The 23,404-nt window shown below is 45.3% G+C and carries 25 protein-coding genes; 16 read left to right on the top strand and 9 right to left on the bottom strand.

The window, feature by feature from the left end; all coding sequences use genetic code 11:
* The first annotated feature begins 117 nt into the window (after window positions 1-117).
* From asnB to BK127_RS17300, 4 genes are all read left to right on the top strand, one after another.
* Window positions 118-1,995, top strand: a complete 1,878-nt coding sequence (asnB, locus tag BK127_RS17315; protein ID WP_076232406.1) for an asparagine synthase (glutamine-hydrolyzing) — start codon at window positions 118-120, stop codon at window positions 1,993-1,995.
* Window positions 1,996-2,014: 19 nt separating this feature from the next.
* A complete protein-coding gene (locus tag BK127_RS17310) occupies window positions 2,015-2,758 on the top strand; it encodes a Cof-type HAD-IIB family hydrolase (RefSeq protein WP_076232404.1) in 744 nt (247 codons plus the stop codon).
* 24 nt (window positions 2,759-2,782) lie between these two features.
* Complete coding sequence (locus BK127_RS17305; protein WP_076232402.1) at window positions 2,783-3,262, top strand: DUF456 domain-containing protein; 480 nt, start codon at window positions 2,783-2,785, stop codon at window positions 3,260-3,262.
* 66 nt (window positions 3,263-3,328) lie between these two features.
* Window positions 3,329-5,014, top strand: a complete 1,686-nt coding sequence (locus BK127_RS17300) for a putative polysaccharide biosynthesis protein (protein WP_076232399.1) — start codon at window positions 3,329-3,331, stop codon at window positions 5,012-5,014.
* A 108-nt stretch (window positions 5,015-5,122) separates the two neighbouring features.
* Here the strand turns inward: BK127_RS17300 and BK127_RS17295 are convergent, their stop codons facing one another.
* Entirely contained in the window at window positions 5,123-5,557 is a 435-nt protein-coding gene (locus BK127_RS17295) for a small multi-drug export protein (RefSeq protein ID WP_076232397.1), read from the bottom strand.
* Between the two features lie 293 nt (window positions 5,558-5,850).
* Here BK127_RS17295 and BK127_RS17290 point away from each other — a divergent pair, with 293 nt between their 5' ends.
* Window positions 5,851-6,999 carry a Gfo/Idh/MocA family protein gene (locus BK127_RS17290; RefSeq protein ID WP_076232395.1) on the top strand — a complete coding sequence of 383 codons (1,149 nt, stop codon included), beginning with the start codon at window positions 5,851-5,853 and terminating at the stop codon, window positions 6,997-6,999.
* Window positions 7,000-7,172: 173 nt separating this feature from the next.
* On the opposite strand, the gene BK127_RS17285 is transcribed toward BK127_RS17290, so the two are convergent.
* A complete protein-coding gene (locus tag BK127_RS17285) occupies window positions 7,173-8,630 on the bottom strand; it encodes a PstS family phosphate ABC transporter substrate-binding protein (RefSeq protein ID WP_076232394.1) in 1,458 nt (485 codons plus the stop codon).
* Between the two features lie 91 nt (window positions 8,631-8,721).
* Complete coding sequence (locus tag BK127_RS17280) at window positions 8,722-9,072, bottom strand: ester cyclase (protein ID WP_256711352.1); 351 nt, start codon at window positions 9,070-9,072, stop codon at window positions 8,722-8,724.
* 249 nt (window positions 9,073-9,321) lie between these two features.
* Here BK127_RS17280 and BK127_RS17275 point away from each other — a divergent pair, with 249 nt between their 5' ends.
* Together BK127_RS17275 and BK127_RS17270 are read left to right on the top strand one after the other, a co-directional pair.
* On the top strand, window positions 9,322-9,795 hold the full coding sequence (locus BK127_RS17275; protein WP_076232392.1) for a MarR family winged helix-turn-helix transcriptional regulator: 474 nt from the start codon (window positions 9,322-9,324) through the stop codon (window positions 9,793-9,795).
* An 83-nt stretch (window positions 9,796-9,878) separates the two neighbouring features.
* Window positions 9,879-11,465, top strand: coding sequence for a copper amine oxidase N-terminal domain-containing protein (locus BK127_RS17270; RefSeq protein ID WP_076232391.1), 1,587 nt, complete (start codon window positions 9,879-9,881; stop codon window positions 11,463-11,465).
* Between the two features lie 101 nt (window positions 11,466-11,566).
* On the opposite strand, the gene BK127_RS17265 is transcribed toward BK127_RS17270, so the two are convergent.
* Both BK127_RS17265 and BK127_RS17260 read right to left on the bottom strand, forming a co-directional pair.
* Window positions 11,567-11,770 carry a type II toxin-antitoxin system antitoxin gene (locus tag BK127_RS17265; protein WP_076232390.1) on the bottom strand — a complete coding sequence of 68 codons (204 nt, stop codon included), beginning with the start codon at window positions 11,768-11,770 and terminating at the stop codon, window positions 11,567-11,569.
* 12 nt (window positions 11,771-11,782) lie between these two features.
* Complete coding sequence (locus tag BK127_RS17260; protein ID WP_076232389.1) at window positions 11,783-12,625, bottom strand: SPFH domain-containing protein; 843 nt, start codon at window positions 12,623-12,625, stop codon at window positions 11,783-11,785.
* A gap of 189 nt (window positions 12,626-12,814) precedes the next feature.
* On the opposite strand from BK127_RS17260, the gene BK127_RS17255 reads away from it, so the two are divergent.
* The 4 genes from BK127_RS17255 (at window position 12,815) to BK127_RS17240 (ending at window position 16,156) form a co-directional block, all read left to right on the top strand.
* Window positions 12,815-13,159 (top strand): thioredoxin family protein, encoded by a 345-nt coding sequence (locus BK127_RS17255; protein ID WP_076232388.1) that lies wholly within the window; start codon window positions 12,815-12,817, stop codon window positions 13,157-13,159.
* A 201-nt stretch (window positions 13,160-13,360) separates the two neighbouring features.
* Window positions 13,361-14,293 carry a COX15/CtaA family protein gene (locus BK127_RS17250; RefSeq protein ID WP_076232387.1) on the top strand — a complete coding sequence of 311 codons (933 nt, stop codon included), beginning with the start codon at window positions 13,361-13,363 and terminating at the stop codon, window positions 14,291-14,293.
* Window positions 14,294-14,581: 288 nt separating this feature from the next.
* A complete protein-coding gene (locus BK127_RS17245) occupies window positions 14,582-15,295 on the top strand; it encodes a Cthe_2314 family HEPN domain-containing protein (protein WP_256711351.1) in 714 nt (237 codons plus the stop codon).
* Window positions 15,296-15,373: 78 nt separating this feature from the next.
* Window positions 15,374-16,156, top strand: a complete 783-nt coding sequence (locus BK127_RS17240; RefSeq protein WP_076232384.1) for an SDR family oxidoreductase — start codon at window positions 15,374-15,376, stop codon at window positions 16,154-16,156.
* Window positions 16,157-16,283: 127 nt separating this feature from the next.
* On the opposite strand, the gene BK127_RS17235 is transcribed toward BK127_RS17240, so the two are convergent.
* Window positions 16,284-16,529 (bottom strand): NifU family protein, encoded by a 246-nt coding sequence (locus tag BK127_RS17235; RefSeq protein ID WP_076232383.1) that lies wholly within the window; start codon window positions 16,527-16,529, stop codon window positions 16,284-16,286.
* A gap of 82 nt (window positions 16,530-16,611) precedes the next feature.
* On the opposite strand from BK127_RS17235, the gene BK127_RS17230 reads away from it, so the two are divergent.
* Window positions 16,612-16,866: a YuzB family protein gene (locus BK127_RS17230; protein WP_076232381.1), complete on the top strand. Its 255-nt coding sequence runs from the start codon at window positions 16,612-16,614 to the stop codon at window positions 16,864-16,866.
* A 3-nt stretch (window positions 16,867-16,869) separates the two neighbouring features.
* Here BK127_RS17230 and BK127_RS17225 read toward each other — a convergent pair whose 3' ends face one another.
* Window positions 16,870-17,931, bottom strand: coding sequence for an NAD(P)/FAD-dependent oxidoreductase (locus tag BK127_RS17225; protein WP_076232379.1), 1,062 nt, complete (start codon window positions 17,929-17,931; stop codon window positions 16,870-16,872).
* A 78-nt stretch (window positions 17,932-18,009) separates the two neighbouring features.
* Window positions 18,010-19,113: an aminofutalosine synthase MqnE gene (mqnE, locus tag BK127_RS17220; protein WP_076232377.1), complete on the bottom strand. Its 1,104-nt coding sequence runs from the start codon at window positions 19,111-19,113 to the stop codon at window positions 18,010-18,012.
* A 242-nt stretch (window positions 19,114-19,355) separates the two neighbouring features.
* Here mqnE and BK127_RS17215 point away from each other — a divergent pair, with 242 nt between their 5' ends.
* From BK127_RS17215 to sda, 3 genes are all read left to right on the top strand, one after another.
* Complete coding sequence (locus tag BK127_RS17215; protein ID WP_076232375.1) at window positions 19,356-19,559, top strand: aspartyl-phosphate phosphatase Spo0E family protein; 204 nt, start codon at window positions 19,356-19,358, stop codon at window positions 19,557-19,559.
* Between the two features lie 147 nt (window positions 19,560-19,706).
* On the top strand, window positions 19,707-20,078 hold the full coding sequence (locus tag BK127_RS17210; protein WP_177237581.1) for a HesB/IscA family protein: 372 nt from the start codon (window positions 19,707-19,709) through the stop codon (window positions 20,076-20,078).
* Window positions 20,079-20,463: 385 nt separating this feature from the next.
* A complete protein-coding gene (sda, locus tag BK127_RS17205; RefSeq protein ID WP_256711350.1) occupies window positions 20,464-20,610 on the top strand; it encodes a sporulation histidine kinase inhibitor Sda in 147 nt (48 codons plus the stop codon).
* Between the two features lie 112 nt (window positions 20,611-20,722).
* On the opposite strand, the gene BK127_RS17200 is transcribed toward sda, so the two are convergent.
* On the bottom strand, window positions 20,723-21,709 hold the full coding sequence (locus BK127_RS17200; protein ID WP_076232370.1) for an NAD(P)/FAD-dependent oxidoreductase: 987 nt from the start codon (window positions 21,707-21,709) through the stop codon (window positions 20,723-20,725).
* Between the two features lie 504 nt (window positions 21,710-22,213).
* Here BK127_RS17200 and BK127_RS17195 point away from each other — a divergent pair.
* Window positions 22,214-23,404 (top strand): NAD(P)/FAD-dependent oxidoreductase, encoded by a 1,191-nt coding sequence (locus BK127_RS17195; protein WP_076232368.1) that lies wholly within the window; start codon window positions 22,214-22,216, stop codon window positions 23,402-23,404.

The raw sequence follows: 23,404 nt of genomic DNA, 5'->3' as shown, positions 1-23,404 counted from the left end.
GACGGGTTCTTTTGGTGTAACCTTACGGATTTTACTAAGAATATGCTATACTAAAATATCGAATAAATCGAATGATAGTTAACGTTGCCGTTGTACACTTGAGGAGGAAATGAAGACATGTGCGGTATTACCGGAGCAATGTATTTTGAAGATAGGGAACCGTCTCAGACGATGCTGAAAGCGATGACGGATTGTATGGTGCATCGCGGACCCAATGATTTTGGATTTTGGGGTGAGAACCGGATTGGACTGGGCTTTCGCCGGCTGTCCGTTATCGACCTTAAGGAAGGTCACCAGCCTCTGTCCAATGAGGACGATACCGTATGGATTGTTTTTAACGGGGAGATTTATAATTATAAATATTTACGCAGCTCGCTTCAGGAGAAGGGGCATGTGTTCAAAACACATAGTGATACCGAGGTTATCGTTCATATGTACGAGGAGTTCGGAGAGGAATGTGTGAAGCATCTCCGCGGGATGTTTGGCTTTGTGATCTGGGATCGTAAAAAGAAGCGTCTATTTGGAGCGCGTGATCATTTTGGGATCAAGCCCTTTTATTATTTCAAGAACAGCAGGCAGTTTTTGTTTGGATCGGAAATTAAAAGCTTGCTGGCTGCAGGCGGCATGGACCGCTCGATACATACAGAAAGCTTGCTCAATTATTTGACCTTTCAATATGTACCGGAGCCGGATACCATGTTTCGGGATATTCAAAAGCTGCCTCCGGGTCATTATATTTCCATCAGTTATGATGGACAGATGGAGATCAGTCGTTATTGGGACCCGATGTTTGAGACTGAAGAGCGTCCTTTTGAGGATTATGTCGAACAGATTCGCGAGGGCTTGAAGGATTCCGTTATTCATCATATGCAAAGTGATGTTGAGCGCGGCTGTTTCTTGTCCAGTGGTATTGATTCTACGGCGATAGCCACCCATATGCGTTCGATTGAGCCGATCCGCACATTTTCCGTAGGCTTCGAAGGTGCTAATAATGAGACGGGGATTGCTCAACAAACAGCAAAAGCGTTGGATACCGAGCATTATTCGAAAATTATTACGCAAAAGGATTTTTTCGATGTGCTTCCCAAGGCGGTATGGCATCAGGATGAGCCGGTAGCTGATCCTTCGGCTATCGCTTTGTATCATGTTGCGCAGCTGGCACGTGAACAGGTTACCGTTGTTCTATCCGGAGAAGGTGCGGACGAGCTGTTTGGCGGCTACCGAATTTATAACGAACCGAATTCGCTGCGCTCTCTTGACCGTCTGCCGATGGGCTTAAAGCGGATGCTGCACGCCGTTGCTAGAATGATGCCTCAAGGGGTATACGGGAGAAACTTTGTGCTTCGCGGTACGACACCGTTGGAACAGAGATTTCTGGGTAATGCGAAGATTTTCACGGAGGATATGAAATCTGAGGTTGTGCGCATGGATCAGGAAATGCTGCGCAGCTACCGCAACCCATGGCAGATTGCTGAACAGTACTATGCCAAAACAAGGCATCAGGATCCGGTCACACGTATGCAATATATCGATATGAATCTGTGGCTGCCAGGCGATATTTTGATGAAAGCCGATAAAATGACGATGGCCCATTCGCTAGAGCTGCGTGTGCCTTTTCTGGATGTGGAGCTGTATGAGGTCGCTCGTAAAATCCCGGCACGTTATCGAATCGCGGAAGGCACGACCAAATACATTTTCCGCAAAGCAATGGAAGGGATCATTCCTGATTTTATTCTTAACCGTCCGAAGCTTGGATTTCCGGTACCGATGCGCGATTGGCTGAAAGGCAATCAGGGCAAAGTGATGCTGGAGCAGATTGAAGCCAGCGGTATTGAGGATTACATTAACATGGGTACGATTCGTAACATGGTAGCCAAACACCAGAATGGACAAGGTGATTATGCAAGGCGTTTGTGGACCGTCTATATGTTTGCCCTATGGCATGTTACGTACATGCAGGACCTGCCTAAGCCTTCTGTAGCCGCAGCACTGTAGAGAGAGGGGACTTGAACGGATGAATAAGGGAAATTACAAGCTTATTGCTTTGGACATGGATGGAACACTGCTGACGGAGGATAAAAAGGTATCCGAGGAAAACCGTGCAGCGATCCAGGCTGCCGAGCAAGCCGGAATCAAGGTGATGTTCGCAACCGGACGAGGGATTCAGAATGTGGAAGCTTACATTGAGGAGCTAAAGCTGGAAGCGCCGATTGTTACCGTAAATGGAGGCGAAGTCTGGTCAGCACCAGGCAAGCTGCACAGCCGTGCACTGCTGGAGCCTGCTCTTATCAAAGAAATGCATGCACTGGCGATTGAGTATGATACTTGGTATTGGGCTTATGCGGTTGGTGATATTTATAATAAGGAACGATGGGTAGAGCAGGTGGATGCCAGACAATGGCTGAAGTTTGGTTATTATTATGAGGATGCTGCCTGTCTGCAGGCTATTCGTAGCAAGCTGGATTCATGGGGCGTGTTTGAGATTACGAATTCGCATCCAGCGAACCTGGAGTTAAATCCCAAAGGAGTTCATAAAGCGAGCGGTGTCCGACAAGTATGTGAAATGTTCGGATATGACATGTCGCAGGTGATAGCGATGGGAGACAGCCAGAATGATATTTCGATGATTCGGGAGTGCGGACTTGGTGTAGCGATGGGCAACGCACAGGAAGAGGTTAAAGCGCTGGCAGACGTAATCACAACGAGCAATGAGGAGCACGGTGTGGCGCGGATTATCGAACAATATATTTTATCGTAAGTAACTCTCAGGAGGTTTCCACCCATGCTCATAACGGCTTGGATTATAGTCATTCTCTTGTTTATAATCGGCATGATCGGGGCCGTTTATCCAATTTTTCCGGGAGCGGTAGCGATTTTTGCAGCATTTTTTGTGTATGGCTGGATGGTCAGCTTTGAGCCCTTCGGTATTTGGTTTTGGGTGATTCAATCGACGATTTTCGTGGGCTTGATTGTGGCAGATTATGCGGTCAGCGCGCTCGGGGTGAAGAGGTTTGGCGGGAATAAGGCTTCTGTCATCGGGAGTATGATCGGTTTGATTGTGGGTCCGTTTGTCATTCCTATCGTTGGTTTAATCGTGGGTCCGTTTCTCGGGGCCGTTATTGGAGAACTCATCATAGGAACAGAAGCCAAGCAGGCGTTCCGGGCAGGCCTAGGCGCATTGATCGGATTGCTTTCAAGTGTTGTGGTGAAATTGGTTTTGCAGGCTTTAATGATTGTGTTATTTTTTATTTGGGTGCTGTAAGGATAAGTTCACGCCTGGTTCGGCAGGCGGTCGAGTATACAGGCAATCAGGCAGGGAGTAGGGAATATCGTGGCAAAGGATTCACTGGTAAAAGGAACACTCATCTTAACCGTGGCAGCGCTCGTTGCAAGAGCACTTGGTGTTGTTCAAAGGGTTCCGCTAATTGTTTTATTGGGTGACATCGGGATGGCGAGCTATGGAGTCGCCTTTAACATCTACTCGATGCTGCTGGTTGTGGCGACAGCCGGTATTCCAAGTGCGCTCAGCAAAATGATTTCAGAACGCACGGAGCTTGGGCTTTATGCAGAAGCAGGTCGCATTTATCGTGCTGCCATAGCGTTCGCTGTAGGGGCGGGAGTCGTCATGACTATTTTCCTCTACGTTTTTGCGCCTTATTACGCTAACATGACATTGAATCCGCAGGCAGCGCTGCCGATTCGTACATTAGCGCCTGCGCTGCTGCTGTTTCCGTTAATTGCCATTATGCGCGGCTATTTTCAAGGTAGACGGATGATGATGCCCAATGGCTTATCACAAATTGTGGAGCAAATATTCCGTGTCGCTGCATCAGTCCTGCTGGCTTACTTATTGCTCGCGCATAGCTTGGATTGGGCAGTTGCAGGTGCTTCATTCGGAGGAGTAGTCGGTAGTCTGGCGGCGGTAGCGGTCATGATTTATTATGCGCTTAGGCTGCGTCGCAATGATCGTTCAGAAGGCTTGGGGGGATCGGAGCAAGCAGGTGCCCCTCGGTTGGAGGCAAAGACAGCTTCAAGTCCACTTGCGTTCAAAACAATTTACGCACAGCTGTTCAAGCTATCGATTCCCATTGTCATTTTCTCCTTAACCGTTACTTTGGTGTATACGATTGATTCCTCGATTGTGACCTTGCTCTTGAAGGATCAGATCGGAGAAGCCAGTGCACAGGAGATACTTGGTGTGTTGGTAGGACGTGCTCAATCGCTGGCGGGTATTCCTATCATTTTGGCGATAGCGCTCAGTCAGTCGGTGGTGCCGATCATTTCTTCCGCTTATTCCAAAAAAGATATGGTACAGGTAGGCGAGCAGACAGGTAAGGTGATGCAGCTTTCGATTTTAAGCGGTTTACCGATGGTGCTTGTTATTTGCTTGGCAGCAGGTCCCTTAAACGGATTTATTTTTGGTAACTTAAAGCATTCAGCTATTGTTGATACGTATGCGGCACCGATGATCATCGTATTAACGATCAGCTCGATTTTTCAGATTGTGATGCAAACCTCGGGTGCTGTATTGATGGGGATGGGTAAAATGCGTCCTCTCGTACTGCACGTAATAGCAGGTATTGCCATCAAGCTGGTGGCCAGCTTGGCGCTTGCACCTTGGCTTGGAATTTATGGAATTATAGCGGCTACTTGTCTTTGCTTTATGGCGATGACCGTGCTCAATTTGTGGGTGCTTCGCAAAGAAGTTTCCTTCCTTATCCTGGGTGCTCGCCGCTGGTTGGGTGTGGCGATGACGACGGTACTGATCGTGCTCATTGGTATTGGCCTGAGCAGTGTTGTTCATGCTTATATCGGGCCTTACAGTCAGCCTCGTCTGGCTCCCTTTATTCAGGCCGTTATCTTGTGTGCAGTTACGGCGGGTGCCTATCCTGTATTACTGATGTTAACCAAAACAGTAAGTGTATCGGATTTGCACCAAATGCCGCGTCCTATTCAACGTCTGGTAGGTCGGGTAGCCCCAAAGCTGATGAATACAAGCAGCAGTAAGCACTGACTCCGCGTCGGTGCTTTTTTCTTTGATAACAAAAAAAAGGAACCTGTTGTGGGAACAAGTTCCTTCATAATGGTCAGCTTTCAGCACGATGTAATCAGCCGCGACTGTTTATTCTGGCATAATCAGCATCAAGCCATAGGCAGCAGCAGTTGTCAGCACAGCACTCCAGAACACAATGCCTACTCCCATCCATAGCAGCAGTTTACGAGGCTCGGCATTGAAAGAGATCCCGATAGCAGCTCCGAGCGGAGAGCCTGTGAGGAGGGGCGATAAGAAACCGAGACCGATAATACCATAACGATTCCAGATACGGCCCATGCGGCTGTTTTTTCCATTTTTGTTTTTTTGAAATCGACGTATCAACCATTCCCGCAATGAACTCCCAAAGAAAATAATGATCAGCGCGCTGAGCCATGATCCGAGTCCGCTTAATATGCCTGTTGTGACGGGATGGAGCTGTAGAGTAAATCCTAATGGAATTGCCAGCCATAGCTCAAACATGCCGGAACCCAGGACAGAAATCCACGAAAAAATATGATTCACAAAGCTCGCTCACCTTCCCAAGTCAATTTGATTTTGTTTCTCCTACCAACACATACGTACAAGCTATCGTTTGGTCTCGTATGATTCCCTTGTATTGGACAGTTAATTTTAGCAGATCATATGACGATTTGCACGAAAATGGACCAACCTTGCCGGATTGACCGATAGATCTATAGGCAGCCATCTGCTTCTTTTGAGTCAAAAAGGCTCAAAATGGACAAATAATATAGTAGCGAGCTTTACATGACCGGTTTGTTACAAACCTAATGGATTCATAGGAAGGGATGGTTGATATGGGTGATCAACAAATAAGAATCGGATTGGTTGGATATAAATTTATGGGAAAAGCACATAGTCATGCTTATCGTGACCTGCCGTTTTTTTTCGATCTGCCGGCCGTCCCTGTGATGCAGGCGATCTCTGGCCGGGATGAGGATGGCGTAAACGCGGCGGCTGAGAAGCTGGGCTGGGCTTCTCATGAAAATGATTGGCGAGCCCTGATTCAGCGAGATGATATTGATGTCATCGATATCGTCACTCCGAACCATTCACATGCAGAAATCGCGATTGCTGCATTGGAAGCAGGGAAACATGTATTGTGCGAGAAGCCGCTGGCGATTAGTGTAGATGAGGCCAAACGTATGCTGGCAGCTGCTCGCAAATCGGGTAAGGTCCATATGATTTGTCATAATTATCGCTTCTCTCCCGCTGTACAATTTGCCAAGAAGCTCATTCGTGAAGGGCGTCTCGGTCGTATTTACCACTTTCGAGGCCTGTATTTACAGGATTGGCTTATAGACCCCGACAGCCCGCTTGAATGGCGGATGCGCAAGGAGGAGAGCGGATCTGGCAGTCATGGTGATTTGGCCTCGCATATGATTGATCTGGCGCGTTTTCTTGTTGGAGACATCGATGAGGTAGTAGGCACAATGGAAACCTTTATCAGCGCCCGCCCGCTGCCTGAACAGGAAGCCCCGGAGAAAATAACGGAGATGGGTGAGGTTGATGTCGATGATGCATCCGTATTTATTGCCCGCTTTAAGAATGGGGCGATCGGAACATTTGAGGCTACCCGTTTTGCAGGCGGTAACCGCAATGGCAATCGTTTTGAAATAAATGGTGAACGCGGCTCCATACGCTGGGATTTGGAAAGCATGAACGTACTGGAAGTATATTTAAAGGATGATGAGCCGGGTCTGCAGGGCTTTCGAACGATCACCTGTACGGAAACCGAGCATCCTTATGGGAACATTTATTGGGCACCCGGCCATAATATCGGCTATGAGCATACCTTTTTAGGCTTGATGCGTGAGTTTTTGAATGGTATCGCTACAGGTCGCTGTCCTCAACCGAGCTTTGCCGATGGGCTTCAGAATCAAATGGTGCTGGAAGCCGTCGAGAAATCAAGCCGCAGCCGACAGTGGGTATCTGTAGACGGTTAGTGAGCATTCTCGTGATGGGAACGAAGAAGCTCTCCGATTGACTATCATAAGGAAGCCTCCAAATCCACTGTCATAGTGGGTCCGCGGAGGCTTCATTTGCTTACATAAGGTGGGGAGTGAGATGGGGAGTTGACCTTTCGCACACTGCTTCATATGCTCTGTCGATTGCTTGGTCACTGGATCGGTACAAATCCACTCTTTTCGATAGCGGCAGCTCCCTTGGCGCTTAGAAGCCAGCTGAGCATACGTGAGGTTGGCTCATCCTGAGGCTCTTCATCGCGGGTGACGGCATAGAGGACTGCCGTTAACGGGTAGCTGCCATTGCGTATGTTGTCCTTATTGCTTTCAATGCCATTGAGCTTCACAAACTTCACTCCTTGCCGGCGGTGCATTTCATTAGCGTAATAATAAAATGAGTACCCGATCGCATTGTTGGCATTCGTATATTCAGCTACCTTATCAATCATGCCGCCCATTCCGGTAATTTTGTGTTCTCTTGCCGCTGTGATTAAGGAATGACCCTTCATCACCTTGGTTTCCATATAGGTTTGGCTTCCTGAGTTGGGCTCTCTCTGAAAAGAGGTGATTGCCTCGTCGTTCCCGCCAACCTCCTGCCAATTATGAACGGTGCCTGAATAAATGGCTTGGATTTGCTGGATTGTAAGCGACTCGACGGGGTTGCTTTGATGAACGAGAAAAATAAAAGCATCTTTACCGATAGGAGTCAGCTTTAAGGCCACTCCGCTCTCCTTGGCCAGCTGCAGTTCCTCATCCGAGGGTCCGGCCACCAGAATAAGGTCGGCTTTTTTACTAATCAGATTGACATAAGCATTGTGGGTTGTGTTGAAGTTGACGGTGCGTGCGGCTTTTGGACGATTCATCCCTACAAGCTGATGTGCCAGCTCTTGTCCAAGGTGGATAGCTGCCGTTGCTCCGTCTACTTTGGGGTAAGACTGCGATGTGAATTCGGCGGAGCTTGGGATGACTAAGGACATACCGAAACAGAGTGCCATACAGCAAGGAAGGGTGCTGATAGAGACCAGGGTGTTTGAACGGGACCAGGATCTTGAAGTAATGGAATAAAGCGCCGTGCCCAACATGCTGCATAGAGGAGGCAGGAAGGTAGCAGATAATCCGATAAAGGGCATCCAGCCGCCTGGTACGTAATGTCGGATATAGTCGAAGCCGCGGGTTGCCCACGATACATAAATAAGATAAATAAACCAGGTGTTTCCTTCAAAGCCATCCATTGGAGAGCTGCTGCGGTAGCAGGAATACCACAAATACACACCTACAACGAGCACGGGCAGTGAAGCAAAGGTAAGCAATCGGACGGATTCCCTGCTGACAGCGGCGATAAGCAGCCCATAGCTGATGAATGCAGCTGTAATCACCGAGAGGATCGCCGCATGAAGAATAGCCAGACTACCATCGCTCAAATTATCTGTTTGCAGCCAAGATCCAACTGAAGATTCAGTAAATACAAGGATTCCAATGCTGGCAACGAGATAAAGAATAAGCGATACGATACCCCAGCCCAGCAATGAGAAGATGATAAGTATCCAGTCTTGTGCAGGTGATTGAGCAGATTGCTTAATGTCCTCGGGAGTGGAAGGATCGGTTGGAATCATGAGATCTAACCTCTTTTCTATACAAATACGAATCATATCATGATGTTCAACTTATTCCACTTACGAAGGTCATTTCCTGCACTCGGATGATCTAATCCTTTTTGATTTTACAAGCATTATCAAAGCTGAGCTGGGCACCAATTTGCCGCAAAAGCATTGCTGTATCGAATAAAGCCCAATGTTCCGCGATTTGACCATCTCTGATTACATATTCCCGATAAATAGTCGCTTCGATCCGATTACCGGTAGGTGCAGTTCCTCGGAATTCTCCCAGATGTGTGCCACGCATAATCATCCGTACCATAACCTTATCCCCTTGCGCAATAATCTCATTAATGGTGCTGTATTGATCCGGAAAAGCGGTATTCAGCACAATAGCCATCTGTTTAAGGCCATCCACGGTGTGCGGTTGATAGGCGTGATCGATATAATCTGCGGTCAATACACTCTCGATACAGTCAAGCTTCTGTTGGTTGATTCCAAAAGGCTTCGATAAAATCCCGTACAAGCTCGATATTGGCTTGTTCCTTCGTGTTGGGTGCTGTGGTTGTCATAAAATAGCCTCCTTGTTGTGACCAAAGCTCTATCTGATCGGGCTCAGTCCATATAGTCAATTAAATTGACTAATTTTTATGTTATAATAGTTTGCAAATATTGTCAATCTAATTGACTATCTAGGGAGGCTCTACCGATGATGAATCAACCGTCCGGAAGCTATGAGTTAACGATCCTGCTTGGGCTGTCATTCAGTGCCATAACGGATGATTTGCATAGACAATTGGCCAAAAAAGGCTTTGATGATGTGCGTCCTGTTCACGGGTTTTTGTTTCAACGAATTGCAGCCAAGGGAGCTACTGGCAACGAAATCGCGGAGCATCTGGGTGTTACCAAGCAAGCCGCGAGTCAAATGATCGATTATTTGGAGCAGCATGATTATATTGAACGCAAGCCGCATCCGCTCGACGGCAGAGGGAAGCTTGTTATACTCACTGAACGAGGTTGGTCATGTATCCGGAATACGGAAGAGATTTTTATAAGCATTGAGCAGCGATATGCGGATATTGTGGGAGAGGAAAGAATGAATATGCTTAAGGCGGATTTGCGCAGCTTGGTCCATACCATCAGTGATGAGAGCAGTCCACTGAAATTTCGTCCGGTATGGTAATTACCCCAGAAAAAGGAGTTTTCGCAGTGCATGTCGAATTGGTACCAGATGCCATAACAAATCTATTATGACGGAGGTACAGAATGAATAACAGAAAACCACATTCATGGATCGCGCTGCTGCTGGTCGCAGCACTGATTATGCTGACAGGTTGCCAGTCCGTAGATGGTCTGGATTTAAACAAGGTCATGAAAAATTCGTATAGTATCCAATCTGCCGAAAGCAAACAAACGATTGCGTTGGAGATTACTCCAAATCCCGCTGCAGAGACAATGACTGAAGAAGATAAAAAAGCATTTGAGCTGTTCAGTAACGTGCAATTGACAATTTCCGAAGCCATACAACAGGATTATACCCATATTTCCATTAAAGGTGTATTTGAATACAACAAGGGAAAAATACCATTTCAACTGACAATATCTGACCAGGATTATACGATTTTGGTGGAGGGTGCCAAGAAACCGATTGTTATTCACAACAACGGAGCCCTGCAGGAGTTGCAGGCACAACAAGGCTTATCCAAGGAAATGGAGCAGTTGATCAAGCAGACCTATCAAAAAATATATGCTTGGTATCCGTCCTTTGGGGGCTATTTAGCCGGGCTTATCCCGAATGTGAACAAAATTTCTGTATCGAGCGCTAGTGAGATGGTTGGTACTGAAGGCTTGAAAGGTAAAAATATCCATGTAGAGCTCAAAGGAAGCGAACTCGTTGAGCTTACCCGATCGTTTCTGAAAAACTTGCTGGCTGATGACAAGGGTTTAAAAGAAATGCTGGGTCAAATCTATGATATCTTTGTTCCGATTGTGCAACAAGTCATGAAAGAAAATCAAGATGCAAGCGGCTCTTACAGTGATATGATTTCACCTTATTTGAACAATAAAACATTGGCTGTTGAGCTTGCCTACACGTATATTACGAGCAATTTGAAACAAACCATTGAATACTATGATACGTATGTCAAAGAACTATCCGAATCGTATTCTGGTGAATCGTTGAAGGTATTGCTGAGTGATAAGTTTTCCGTGAAGACGGACGTGTTTGTCGATGGTGATTTGATGCCGCGTAAGTCATCAACCGAGGTACTAGTCAACATGCCTGATGACAATACAACAGCAGTAAAATCGGTTAAGCTGACCACCACAGCCCAGACCTGGAACATCAACAAGCCGGTTAAAGCAGCTGTAATTGATACAAGCGCAGGACAAATTGAAATGAATTCATTTAACAAGCCAAACCAATTCCTGGCTGCTTTGGACCCGAAATCATCCTTATATGAATTATTAAAATATGATCTGCATATTACCAAAAAAGATATTAACCTGTTGATGGATAATTACAGCGGCTTCGACGATACGACCAAACCATTTTATCGTAATGGCGTTATTATGGTTCCTGCCCGTTTTGTCGTCGAGGAGCTGGATGCTGAAGTCAACTGGAATGCAGCCAATCAACAAGTTACGGTAACAGATCCCTCTAGTGGAGTAGTCATTAAGCTGAATGTTGGCAGCAAGCAGGCAACTGTGAATGGATTAATCAAGCCGCTTGAAGTCGAGGCAGAGCTTAAGGATGGGACAACTTACGTACCTGTTCGATTTATTGCCGAAAGCCTGGGTGCCACTGTGAAATGGAATTCAGATATGCAGATGGTTACGATTAGCCGCGAATAGTACTCACTGACTCATCTTGCTTCTTTTCCCATAAGCAGCAGCAAAAAGCCTGATTCTGCCGGATCAGGCTTTTTGCTGCTGCTTTATATGTGCATATATCCCTACTCTTCTTGCTGAGAAGCCTCTGGCTTTTCCTTGGGAACTGATGCTTTGGGACCGGGTAATCTACCTGCACGAGCTACCGCCTCACGAAGCAAAAATTCAAGATGTCCGTTCACACTTCGCAATTCGTCATCAGCCCAACGTTCAAGTGCCTCATACAGCTTGGGATCTATACGCAGGGCAAAGCTTTTTTTGGAAGCCATCAGATGGGTCCTCTAGTACAAGCTGCTTGTATTAATAATAGGACTCGCAGAGCGGTCGGATACAATCGCGACCAGCAGATTATTGATCATCGCAGCTTTTCGTTCCTCATCCAGATGGATCGTGCCATCCTGTTCGATTTGAGCGATTGCCATCTGGACCATACCGACGGCACCTTCCACAATCATGGTACGCGCCGAGATGATGGCCGATGCCTGCTGCCGCTGCAGCATGGCGCTTGCGATTTCAGTCGAATAAGCCAGATGTGTCAGCCGTGCTTCCATTACCTCAACGCCAGCCAGCGACAACCGTTCCTGCAGCTCTCGTCCGAGCTCTCTCGAGATTTCCTCCGAATTGCCGCGAAGCGAAAATCCAGTGTCATGAAACAAATCATACGGATATTTGCTGGCAACGTGCCTCAATGCAGTTTCACTTTGGATTTCAACAAACTGCTCATACTTGTCAACATCATACATCGCTTTAGCTGAATCGATCACACGAAACACGACGACAGCAGCAATCTCAATCGGATTACCTTCAATATCATTGACCTTCAGCTTGATGCTATTAAAATTGCGAACCCGTAATGAAACCTGTTTGCGCATAGAAAAGGGGAGAGTCAGCGACATGCCATTATCACGGATCGTTCCCACGTACCTGCCGAAGAAAGTGACGACGAGGGCTTGATTGGGTTGAACAATAGTCATACCCGACAAAAGGATGATCGAGATCACAAGTGAAACAATACCTAACATTACATACGTATTAATCAGCAATACAATACCAAGACCGACAAATATGGCAATTAACAGCAATCCAAGAAAACCGTTTTGTACCCACGCTTTATACTCTTTCATAGTATCACTCCTTAAAAGTTAATTAGTTATGCATTCATTTTCATATCATAATGATATCACTTATTCTAATAAATGTAAAACGTATGACAAAATTTTCATGAATCGATGGAGCCTTGACAGATAAAAAACATCATGCTATAACTAATAAAAGCTTTTTCTTAAAGCTTCATTCAGAAGGCGGTGGATGTTATGGAGCAAGTGAAATCAGAAGCGATTTTTCAACAAATTATAGATGGTGACAAGCCAACCATTGCAGTATTTAAAGCAACCTGGTGCAAGGACTGTCATTACATTGAGCCTTTTATGCCATCGATCGAAGAACAATATGGAGACCGATTGAATTTTATCGAATTAGACCGGGATGAAGTTCCAGATTTATGTGAGCAGCTTAACATTTTGGGGATTCCAAGCTTTATCGCTTTCCGTAATGGTCAGGAGCTTGTCCGGTTTGTAAGCAAACTGCGTAAAACAAGAGAAGAAATCGAGCAGTTTTTGGACCGTGCTGTAGAAGTAGCCACTGCTCTCAATAAATAAACCCGTTTCTGATGACGGATTAGAGCCGATTGCTTTCAGGGAAATACATCCTGGAAACAATCGGCTTTTTAGTTTCAATGCTTTGTAACAATTCCGCATGGATTTGGCTCCCTTTTATCGATATAATGATACATGAGCGATCGACTTGTCATGTCCTTGACGTATCCTGTCGAAGCTCAGAAAAGTAGGTGATATCAGCATATGAACCAGCAAAAATGGCTTAAGTACTTCTCATTTGCAAGCATGTATGGCATGTTTTTGATTCTCGTTATGGGCGCGCTCGTGACGAAAACGGAGTCCGGCCGTGGGTGTGGAGACGATTGGCCGCTATGCAACGGAAAATTTGTTCCAGCGTATACGATTGAGTCGATTATCGAATACAGCCATCGGTTTGTTGTGGGTGTGGTAGGAATTGTTTTGCTCATTGCGACCATTCTTGTTTTTGTTTGGTGTAAAAGAAAAGATGCGAAGATTTTCGTGTCAGGAGCGATGTTTTTTACAATACTGCAGGCTGTGCTGGGGGCTCTGGCTGTCATTTGGCCGCAATCCTCGTCGGTTTTGGCGCTGCATTTTGGATTTTCTTTAATGGCATTTGCATTTACTTTGCTGCTTTCCTTGGTTTTTACTCGCTTCGGAAGCATGCTGTCGGGTTCGACCGTTTCAATTACCGCTGGTCTTCGATGGGGCATTTTCCTGATTACCATTTACAGCTATGCAGTCGTATATCTGGGTGCATTCGTGCGGCATACCCAATCCTCAGGTGGATGCATTGGATGGCCGTTATGCAACGGGAGCATCATTCCCGATATGATTGGCCCGACCCGAATCGTGTTTGCCCACCGCATGGGTGCTGCGGCCTTGTTCATTCTTCTGTTGTGGTTGTTCCTTGCGATACGCTCTCAAACACGTTCTCAGGACAATATATATCAATCCGCCAAGTGGGCGCTGATTCTCGTGATTTTACAAATCTTCAGCGGCGCTTTTGTGACCTTGTCCATTGGATATGATGTGTATTTGATCGCGAGCCTGCTGCACGCGGTGCTGGTCTCCGCTTTGTTCGGGATATTGTGTTACTTATGTGTACTCGCCTTTTTGGCCAAAAAGCAGAACGGACAGGCTTACAAAGCTCGATAGCTGCGTAAGCCTGCTGGTTTTTCCATATGATCGCAGGATGAACGTAAATCTCAGTAAGTCCAAAGCGCATCTGGACTTATGAGATGGTTTGGAAGCGCTACAAAAACAAGATGGCAATAAGTTGCAAAGTCTTATATAAAAAGAGCATCGACATACACAGAAGATCACGATAATGGGTATCCTATTGTGAGGACTTGCCTGCGCCGGAAGATGGACTATCACTCTGTTGCATGAATACCGATGTTTAGGAATATAGAAGGGAAGTGAGTTCTTTATATGCTTAGAGCGATGTTCGGTGAACCGGTACGTGAGGATACAGGTCTTATTGCCTCAGCGAATCATTCGATTCAGCAATATTTGGCATTATTACATACGATTCCTTTTGCCAAGCGCAACTCTCAGGATCGGCGATATATCATTTGGGGGAACAGCTTTCTGAGCGCGCTTGATGAGCTGGAGCAAAGCCAATATGCGGCAATCCGCTACAGCGAGCACATTTCGAAGACCTATATAGATGATATGGGTGCTGAAGAACTGATTCATTATCGCCGGTATTTGTATTTTTACCGAAACGCTATCATTCGAATATTTGCCATTCTGGATAAGCTGGGTCACTTTATGAATGAACGGTTCAGGCTCAAAACCGAGGAGGTCAAATCCCGGTTTTCCTACTTTACCGTGCTTCGCAATATGCATCAGAACCATCTGTATGTCGAGCTTGAAAAGCAGCTGTATGATCTGAAAGAATCGTCCAGAAAACCCGTGGATCGTCTGCGCAACGAGCGGAACATGGAGATTCATACAATTAACGCCGATTTGTTGGATGATTTGCTGCAGGCAGCGGAGGAAGAGCAACTGCAAGACGAACGGATGAAGGCGGAAAATGTATCCGAGCGTCTGTTGGACCTGGCAGTTGGATGTGAAATGGTATTTGTTGCTGTCCGTACTACGTTTGATTATATTGGCAAGTTGTCGGAGTCAACCGGACGTTATGAAGCCTGACGGATTGACCTTGAATCAGTTGTTAGCTTCCTCTATACTTTAAAGATATATGAGCAAGTGAGGAGAGGACATTCGAACATGATCGAACAACGGAAAGTCGCGCTTATAACAGGCAGTGCCAAAGGTTTAGGCAAAATGACTGCACTCCGACTCGCCGATTCCGGCTGCGATATTATTATCAATTATGTTCATAGCGCTGTTGAGGCGCAGAAGTTATGCGAACGTATACAAGCGAAGGGTGTACGCTGTTTGGCACTCCAGGGTGATGTATCGCGTTATGAGGATTTGCAATATGTGACAGAAACAGCTGTCCAGGAACTGGGCGGCATTGATATATGTATTAATAATGCGGGTCCTTTTGTACGTGAACGCAAGTTCTTTAATGAATACAAGCAAGAAGAGATTCAGTACATAATGAACGGGAATTTGCTCGGTGTCATGCAGCTCGATCATTTGGTGCTTCCTATGATGCGCAGCAAGAAGTGGGGGAGAATCATTCACTTTGGATTCGGGCATGCCTCAGAGGCACGAGGATGGCCTCACAGGGCTGTCTACGCCGCGGCCAAGGTTGGGCTTGTCTCATTCACCAAAACGCTCTCAGTTGAAGAAGCACCCTTTGGGATCACGGTGAACATGATCTGTCCGGGTGACATTCATGGAGACAACAAGGAGAAGCTGATCGCTGATGTGGAGCATGAGATCGATCCGGAATCACCTCGCGGACGTCCGGGTGTTGGGGAAGACATTGCAAGAGTGATTGCCTATCTATGTGAGGAGCGCTCTGATTTTATAACAGGAAATATTATGGACATTTCCGGAGGACTGGATCCGATTCGTGCCAATATCCACAGTATGGAATGAACTGGATATTGTTAACAGGTAATAATTACAAAAAACCCGAGAGTGCGGAATAGCCATCAGGTACGACAGCTATTCTATGCACTCTACGGGTCTTACACTTCGTCTGTCATCCAGACGTGATGCTCAATTAAAATACTTGTACAACCTCGATAACGCCTTCTACTTCTTCAAGCAGAGCGCGTTCGATACCGGCCTTCAAGGTAATGGTTGAGCTCGGGCAGCTTCCGCACGCCCCCATCAATTTCAGCTTAATGATGCCGCCTTCCACATCAACTAGCTCTACGTCGCCGCCATCGCGCTGCAAAAACGGGCGTAGCTTATCTAAAACCTCCAGTACTTCATCGTACATGGTGCTTTGTGCTTGTTCAGTCATTTGACGTCAACTCCTTTCTAACTATATTATAATACAATTACAGTGAAATTAAAATGGTTAACAGGGCAGGTGACTCATCAACATGAGAGCAATTATAGAATTTTGCAGCAGTAATTTGCATAGCGGTACCGAACTGGTCATGAAAAAGCTTGAAGAAAGGCCAGACCTGGATGTGATCGAATACGGCTGTCTTGGCAATTGTGGGGAATGCTATACCTTTCCTTACGCACTGGTTAACGGCGAAATCGTCGCCGCTGCTAACGCAGAGGAGCTTGAACAGCAAATAGAAAACAAAATAAAACAGATCGATGAGATGCTCGATCTGTTGGGAGAATAAATCTTAACCGAAGTGGTGCTTGGATAACCAGAGCACTCCACTTTTAAGCGCCCGCGGCACCAGACCGGTAATGGGGCGCTTGCCCATAACACCAAAGCCGGATTTTTTACCTAGGGAACCAAGAACCCCCTTCAGCTTGATGGGACCCAGCTTGGGCTGCTGCTGCTTCCAGCCGGCGCGAATAACTTGTGCAATTTGCTCGCCCTGCGCTTCAGCAGCTTGTCCACTAGGTGAAAAAGGCAATGAGGCACAATCGCCAACAACATAAATGTCCGTGTAATCATGAATTTGATGGTACTCATTGATAATGAGACGGCCTTGGTTATCCTTGGGCAATTGCAGCTGCTGTACAATCGGACTTGGCTGAATACCCGCTGTCCAGATCGTTACATCCGTATGAATTATTTCCTGCTGATTATACAAATTATTGCCTTCCAGTCGTGACAGGGATACATGAGGGATCAACTCGATCTCATGAGACAGCATCCAGTCGCGAACAAATTCCTGGAGTTTGTCGGGAAAAGCGGATAAAATGCTCGGTCCACGATCCAAAATACGGATGTTCAGGTCAGGTCGGCTTTCACGAAGCTCGGCCGCCATCTCCACACCGCTTAAGCCTCCGCCCACAATTGTGATCTGTCCATATGGATTCGTATCGTTAACCCTTTGATAAGTTTTGCGTGTGCCTGACAAGGTTTGAATACTGTTGGAATATTGCTCGGCGCCAGGTATTTCGTGATATTTATCCACACAGCCAAGTCCGATGATCAGTGTGTCATAGCTCATGGGCTCATCATTTTCAAATATAACCAGCTTCTGAACAGGGTCTACTGAACGAACCTCTCCGTATTTCAGAATCAACCGAGGATCTACGGGAAATTGGACACGAATCTCCTTATCGGAGAGCGTGCCTGATGCCAAGGCATAATATTCGGTTTTTAAACCTTGGTAAGGCATCCGGTCGATAAGCACGAGCACGGTGTCGGCCGGCAAATCTTTTTCAAGCAGCTGATTAACGATCGTCAGACCGCCGTAGCCTCCACCCAAAATAACGATTTTTTTCATAATTGACAAACTCCTTTTTTACAGCCATCCAAATGATTTATATGCAGTGAGTACGTATGATGGGGCAGATGCATTTAACTACTCAAACACTTTGATTTCATTATAAAAAGTATCACGTTCAACAGCGATTCGTCCTGCTCCTTGGACAAGCCATACAAGCTCATCCCGTGTTAATCCTTCCGGTGACAGGGCACCTGCTGCATGACTGATCTTTTCTTTGATAATGGTTCCGTGTACGTCAGAAGCACCAAAGGTAAGAGCAATCTGGGTCAATTGAGTTCCAAGGTTAATAAAATAAGCTTTGATGTGTTGAATATTATCCAGCATCAGACGGCTGATCGCGATTGTTTTCAAATCGTCAAAAGCCGCTACACGGCGCTTGATTCCTGCATTGACACTGGCAGGTTGTACGGAATTCGGGATAAATACCATAAAACCGTTCGTTTCATCCTGAAGCTCACGCAAATAAATCATGTGCTGAATGCGTTCCTCCAACGTTTCGATGGAACCGTAGAGCATGGTCGCATGTGTCTTGAGTCCAATACTATGGGCCACACGCTGGATTTCCAGCCATTGATCCGTAGTCGCTTTACCGACACCCATCTTTTTACGGTATCGTTCGGATAAAATTTCTGCTCCGCCGCCTGTCAAAGTGCTCAAGCCTGCGTCGACCAAAGCCTCAAGCACCTCTTTATAGCTTAACCCACTGATGCGGGAATAAAACTCGATTTCGGCCGCGGTGTGCGCTTTAATTGTAACATTCGGGTACCGCTGCTTTAATGAGCGTATCGCTTCAAGGTAGTATTCAAATTTAACGTGGGGATTATGACCTTGGGCAATATGGAACTCACGCATGCCGGGATGATAATGCTCATCAATAATGTCAAACATTTGCTCCGCTGTCAGGGTATAGGCACCTTCTTCACCTTCATCACGGCGGAAATGACAAAAAGCACAGTGGGCCTCACATACATTTGTAAAATAAAGGCTCATGTTTTCAATGAAATATACTTTTTTTCCATTCTTGCGAAGATTGACCTCGTTAGCTAATTGGCCAATGGATAATAAATCGTCAGATTGGTACAAGAACACGCCATCCTCTGCAGACAATCGTTCACCATGCTTGACTTTTTCGGCAATTTCGGCCATTCGTTGATCGGGGTTACTAATAATAATGCTCATGATGCCACCTCCTATAAAAGTATTTGTAGAACCAACTATAGTTAATATTAATTAGGCACGAATGGGTAAGCAATACTGTCTATTATAAACAACCTCATCTTGTGGGGCAATACGCAGTTCGACAAAAAGGGTTGAAAACCCTTATAATGGAATTGTAAGAGGAATTATGTATAATTAAGCCGCTGTTTTTCATGCATACTTTTAAAGCTATAAGTCTATTTAAAAGGGTGGTGCTATAATTGATGCCCCTATACTCGAACGAATTGATGGGAATTTCCATAGAAATCGAACGAATCAGAGCCCAGATGATCAAACTTGTAGAAGAACATGGGTTCATGCACCCGATTGTGCAGCAATGCAGCGGGCAATTGGATTTGTTATTATTGTCTTATTATCAATTGGACAAGCAGTTGAAGCTTAAGGGTCTTGAGGAGTATGCATATTAAGAGTATACTGAAGTAGCAGAGGCTTTATGTAGCGAGTTTTAATGAGCTGAGCTATCTGCGGCACTTGTACACTGACCGAGTCTATATATCCAACTCATTTGGTGCATATGAAGCAAGTACTTCAAAAACTCTTAGGAGGTTATGACCGTGGTAAAAATTAGCGAAACCGCAAGCGATAAAATTAAAGAAATGCTGGCTAGCGAAGAAACGCCAAATCTGTTTCTGCGGCTTGGAGTCAAGTCAGGCGGATGCAGCGGCTATTCTTACGGCATGGGCTTTGATGATAAAGAAAACAGCGATGACAAAGTGTTTGAAATGCATGGTCTGAAAGTGGTTGTGGACGGTGAGAGCGCCAAGTATTTATATGGCGTTGAGATCGATTTTAAAGACAGCGGCATGGGTGGCGGCTTCACCATTGATAATCCGAATGCGGTAGCTTCCTGCGGCTGCGGATCATCGTTCAAGCCTGCTGACTATGAAGGAACTCCAGAACCTTGCGATGATAAAGTGGAAGTCTAAGACTTCATCAGATGAAGCCTCCAGTCCTGTAGATGCAAATGCATCCAGAGGATAGGGGGCTTTTTTGTATGCTTATATATACGTGTCAAATTGCTGTAAAACGATTCAAACTATAAGAATGGGGTAAATAAAATAAAATCATCTTATTATGGGGAAAACTTCCAAAACTATCATATAAATTTTACGACAAATTTCGAAGTTAATCACCTGTGTATAACCTTGTCCACATTATCCACTGCGCTATCAGTCACTTTATTACACTTACCAACAAATTGCGCACAGCTTATACACAAGATCCTGTGGATAACGGAACACTTGTTCTATTAGGTTGAACATGGTAATATGATTTTACTTTACAGAATTTGGGTGATTATTGATGAGGTTAATGAGCAATGAAGTACTGATTCACTGTTATTTCAAAGCCCTCGATTTGAAGCTTGAGGCAGAATTCATTAATCTGCTGAGGGACGAGATCAAACATCGCCAAATTAATTTGGACTACTACACTAATGGCGAAGCGCAGGTTAGCTAATTCTCATCATAGATTGGAACGACAAGGCAATCTAAAAAGGATATTCCAAATTCGGGCTTGGCCGGAAGGAATATCCTTTTTGGTTCAAAATGATGAGCTTCTTGTTGACAAACTACATTTTCATATTGCTGCTATGACCTGGGGATAATTTGGCAGTAGGATCGATATATACTTTCGCATTGTTAATAGCAGTTGGCGCTTCGCCAAATCCTACAGCAATCAGCTTCAGCTTGCCCGGATAAGTGGTAATGTCACCGGCGGCAAAAATCCCGGGGATACTGGTCTCCATGCGGGAATCGACGATAATAGAGCCATTGTCGATTTCAAAGCCCCATTCAGCGATCGGGCCCAGAGAGGAAATGAAACCAAAGTTGACGATAACCGCATCAACGTCGACATCAGTCGTTACACCGCTTTTGCAATCAGTCAGTACAACTCTGTTGATATAATCCTCACCGTGAAGCGCGGTAATTTCTTTGGGGGTTAAAATTTCAACCGTGGATTTATTCAAGTTTTCCACACTATGCTCATGAGCACGGAATTTATCACGACGATGTGTCAGATAAACTTTCTCGGCAATTGGCTCCAACATGAGCGCCCAGTCAACAGCAGAGTCGCCGCCACCGCTGATCAGCACCTTTTGGCCTTTGAATTTATGCAAATCACTCACGAAGTAGTGAAGGTTTTTCTTCTCGTATTTGGAAGCTTCCAGCAGCTCCAGACGTCTTGGCTCGAATGCGCCTACGCCTCCGGTAATGATAACCGCCTTGGAGGTATGCACGCCTTTGTCTGTCACGACTTCGAACAAACGCTCATCCTTCTTGATCACTTGCAATACTTTTTCTTCCAGACGAACATCCATAGGGAAGTGCTTCAACTGACGCTCCAGGTTATTAACGAGCTCCTGAGCCGTTACTTTTGGGAAGCCGGCTACGTCATAAATATATTTTTCCGGATACAAAGCAGCCAATTGACCACCTAATTGGGGCATACTTTCAATAATTTTTACGCTTGCTTGACGCATACCTCCATAAAAAGCGGCAAACATACCAGCAGGACCGCCGCCTACGATAATAATATCCACAATCTCATTTTGCATGTGCTTATTGTACCTCCCTGAATTAATTAAATATCAGTGATAATAATTATCATTGATAATGACTATCAATTATTAATATTCGAATTATATTATACATGATGACAGAATGGAAGGATATATTACATGATAAATTTGTGAACAATGAGTGAATATATGAATGGAAGTCGTAAAGCTATCATATAGGAAACGTAAGGAGCTGCAGAAAATAGTCAGCAATTAGGAGGAAACGTTTAAATACTCTTGTTAGTTTACGTTTTTTACCTGTATATTAACCAAAACAAAACTTGCTATTTGTCACTTTACAGTATACTATGTCTTGAGAACTTGTTTACACAGATGTGATTTCTGACACGTGAACGGTCATATTTTTATTTCAATTGGATCAAACTATTCGTTAGAAAATGACCCGCGATGTACTTTGTGTAAATTTTCACAAATGATTTTGTGAACAATTACAATGAATGATAAAAAGAAAAAGAAACTAACGGATGGAAGGGATTAACCATGAGTCGAATACCTCGAATAGTCATTTTGGGAGCAGGATATGGCGGTATTGTTACGGCTATTCGCTTGCAAAAGGAATTGAACTATAACGAAGCTGATGTAACACTTGTTAACAAACATGACTACCACTATATTACTACACATTTACACATGCCGGCTGCAGGAACGGATAATCCCGAGAATGCGCGTGTCAATATTCTTAAGCTAATTGATGAATTCAAAATTGATTTTGTTAAATCGACAGTTGTTCAAATTCGGCCACAAGAGAAGAAGGTTATACTGGAAGAAGGTACACTTTCTTACGATTATTTGGTTGTGGGATTGGGCGGAGAGCCTGAAACCTTTGGTATTCCTGGCTTGAAGGAATATGCGCTGAGCATTCGCAGTATTAACAGTGTTCGCTTTATTCGTGAGCACATCGAGTATCAATTTGCCCGGTTTAAACGGGAGCCGAACCGTCTGGATTACTTGACTTTTATCGTAGGCGGAGCTGGATTTACAGGAATCGAATTTATTGGAGAGATCACAGACCGCATTCCGAAGCTGTGCAAAGAATATGATGTCGATCCTTCCCTTGTGAAAGTATATAACGTTGAAGCTGCGCCAACAGCACTGCCTGGTTTTGACCCGGAGCTTGTTGAATATGCGATGAATGTGCTGCAAAACAAAGGGGTAACCTTCAAAATTGCCACAGCGATCAAAGAATGCACACCAGATGGGGTCATTCTGGCAACCGGAGAAGAAATCAAAGCAGCAACAGTTGTTTGGACCGGCGGTATTCGTGGTAACCATATGCTTGATGATGCGGGCTTTGAAACGATGCGTGGAAGAATCAAGGTTGATGAAAACCTGCGTGCTCCTGGTCATGATAATGTGTATGTACTAGGCGATTGCTCGCTTGTATTCAGCCCGGAAGGTCGCCCATATCCACCAACTGCCCAAATTTCGATTCAGCAGGCGGATATCTGTGCACACAATCTGGTTGCATCGATTCGCGGTGAGCAGCTTAAGAGCTTTACCTATGAAAGCAAAGGTACAGTAGCTTCACTTGGACGCGGCGAAGCCATCGGTATTGTTGGTTCACGTAAAGTAAAAGGCGGTATGGCAGCTATTATGAAAAAGGTTATCGATATGCGGTACCTGTACATTATTGGCGGCATTCCTCTGGTGCTGAAGAAAGGCCGTTTCTAG

The organism is Paenibacillus sp. FSL H7-0331, from assembly GCF_001956045.1.
This window is presented reverse-complemented; position numbering and strand designations above follow the sequence as displayed.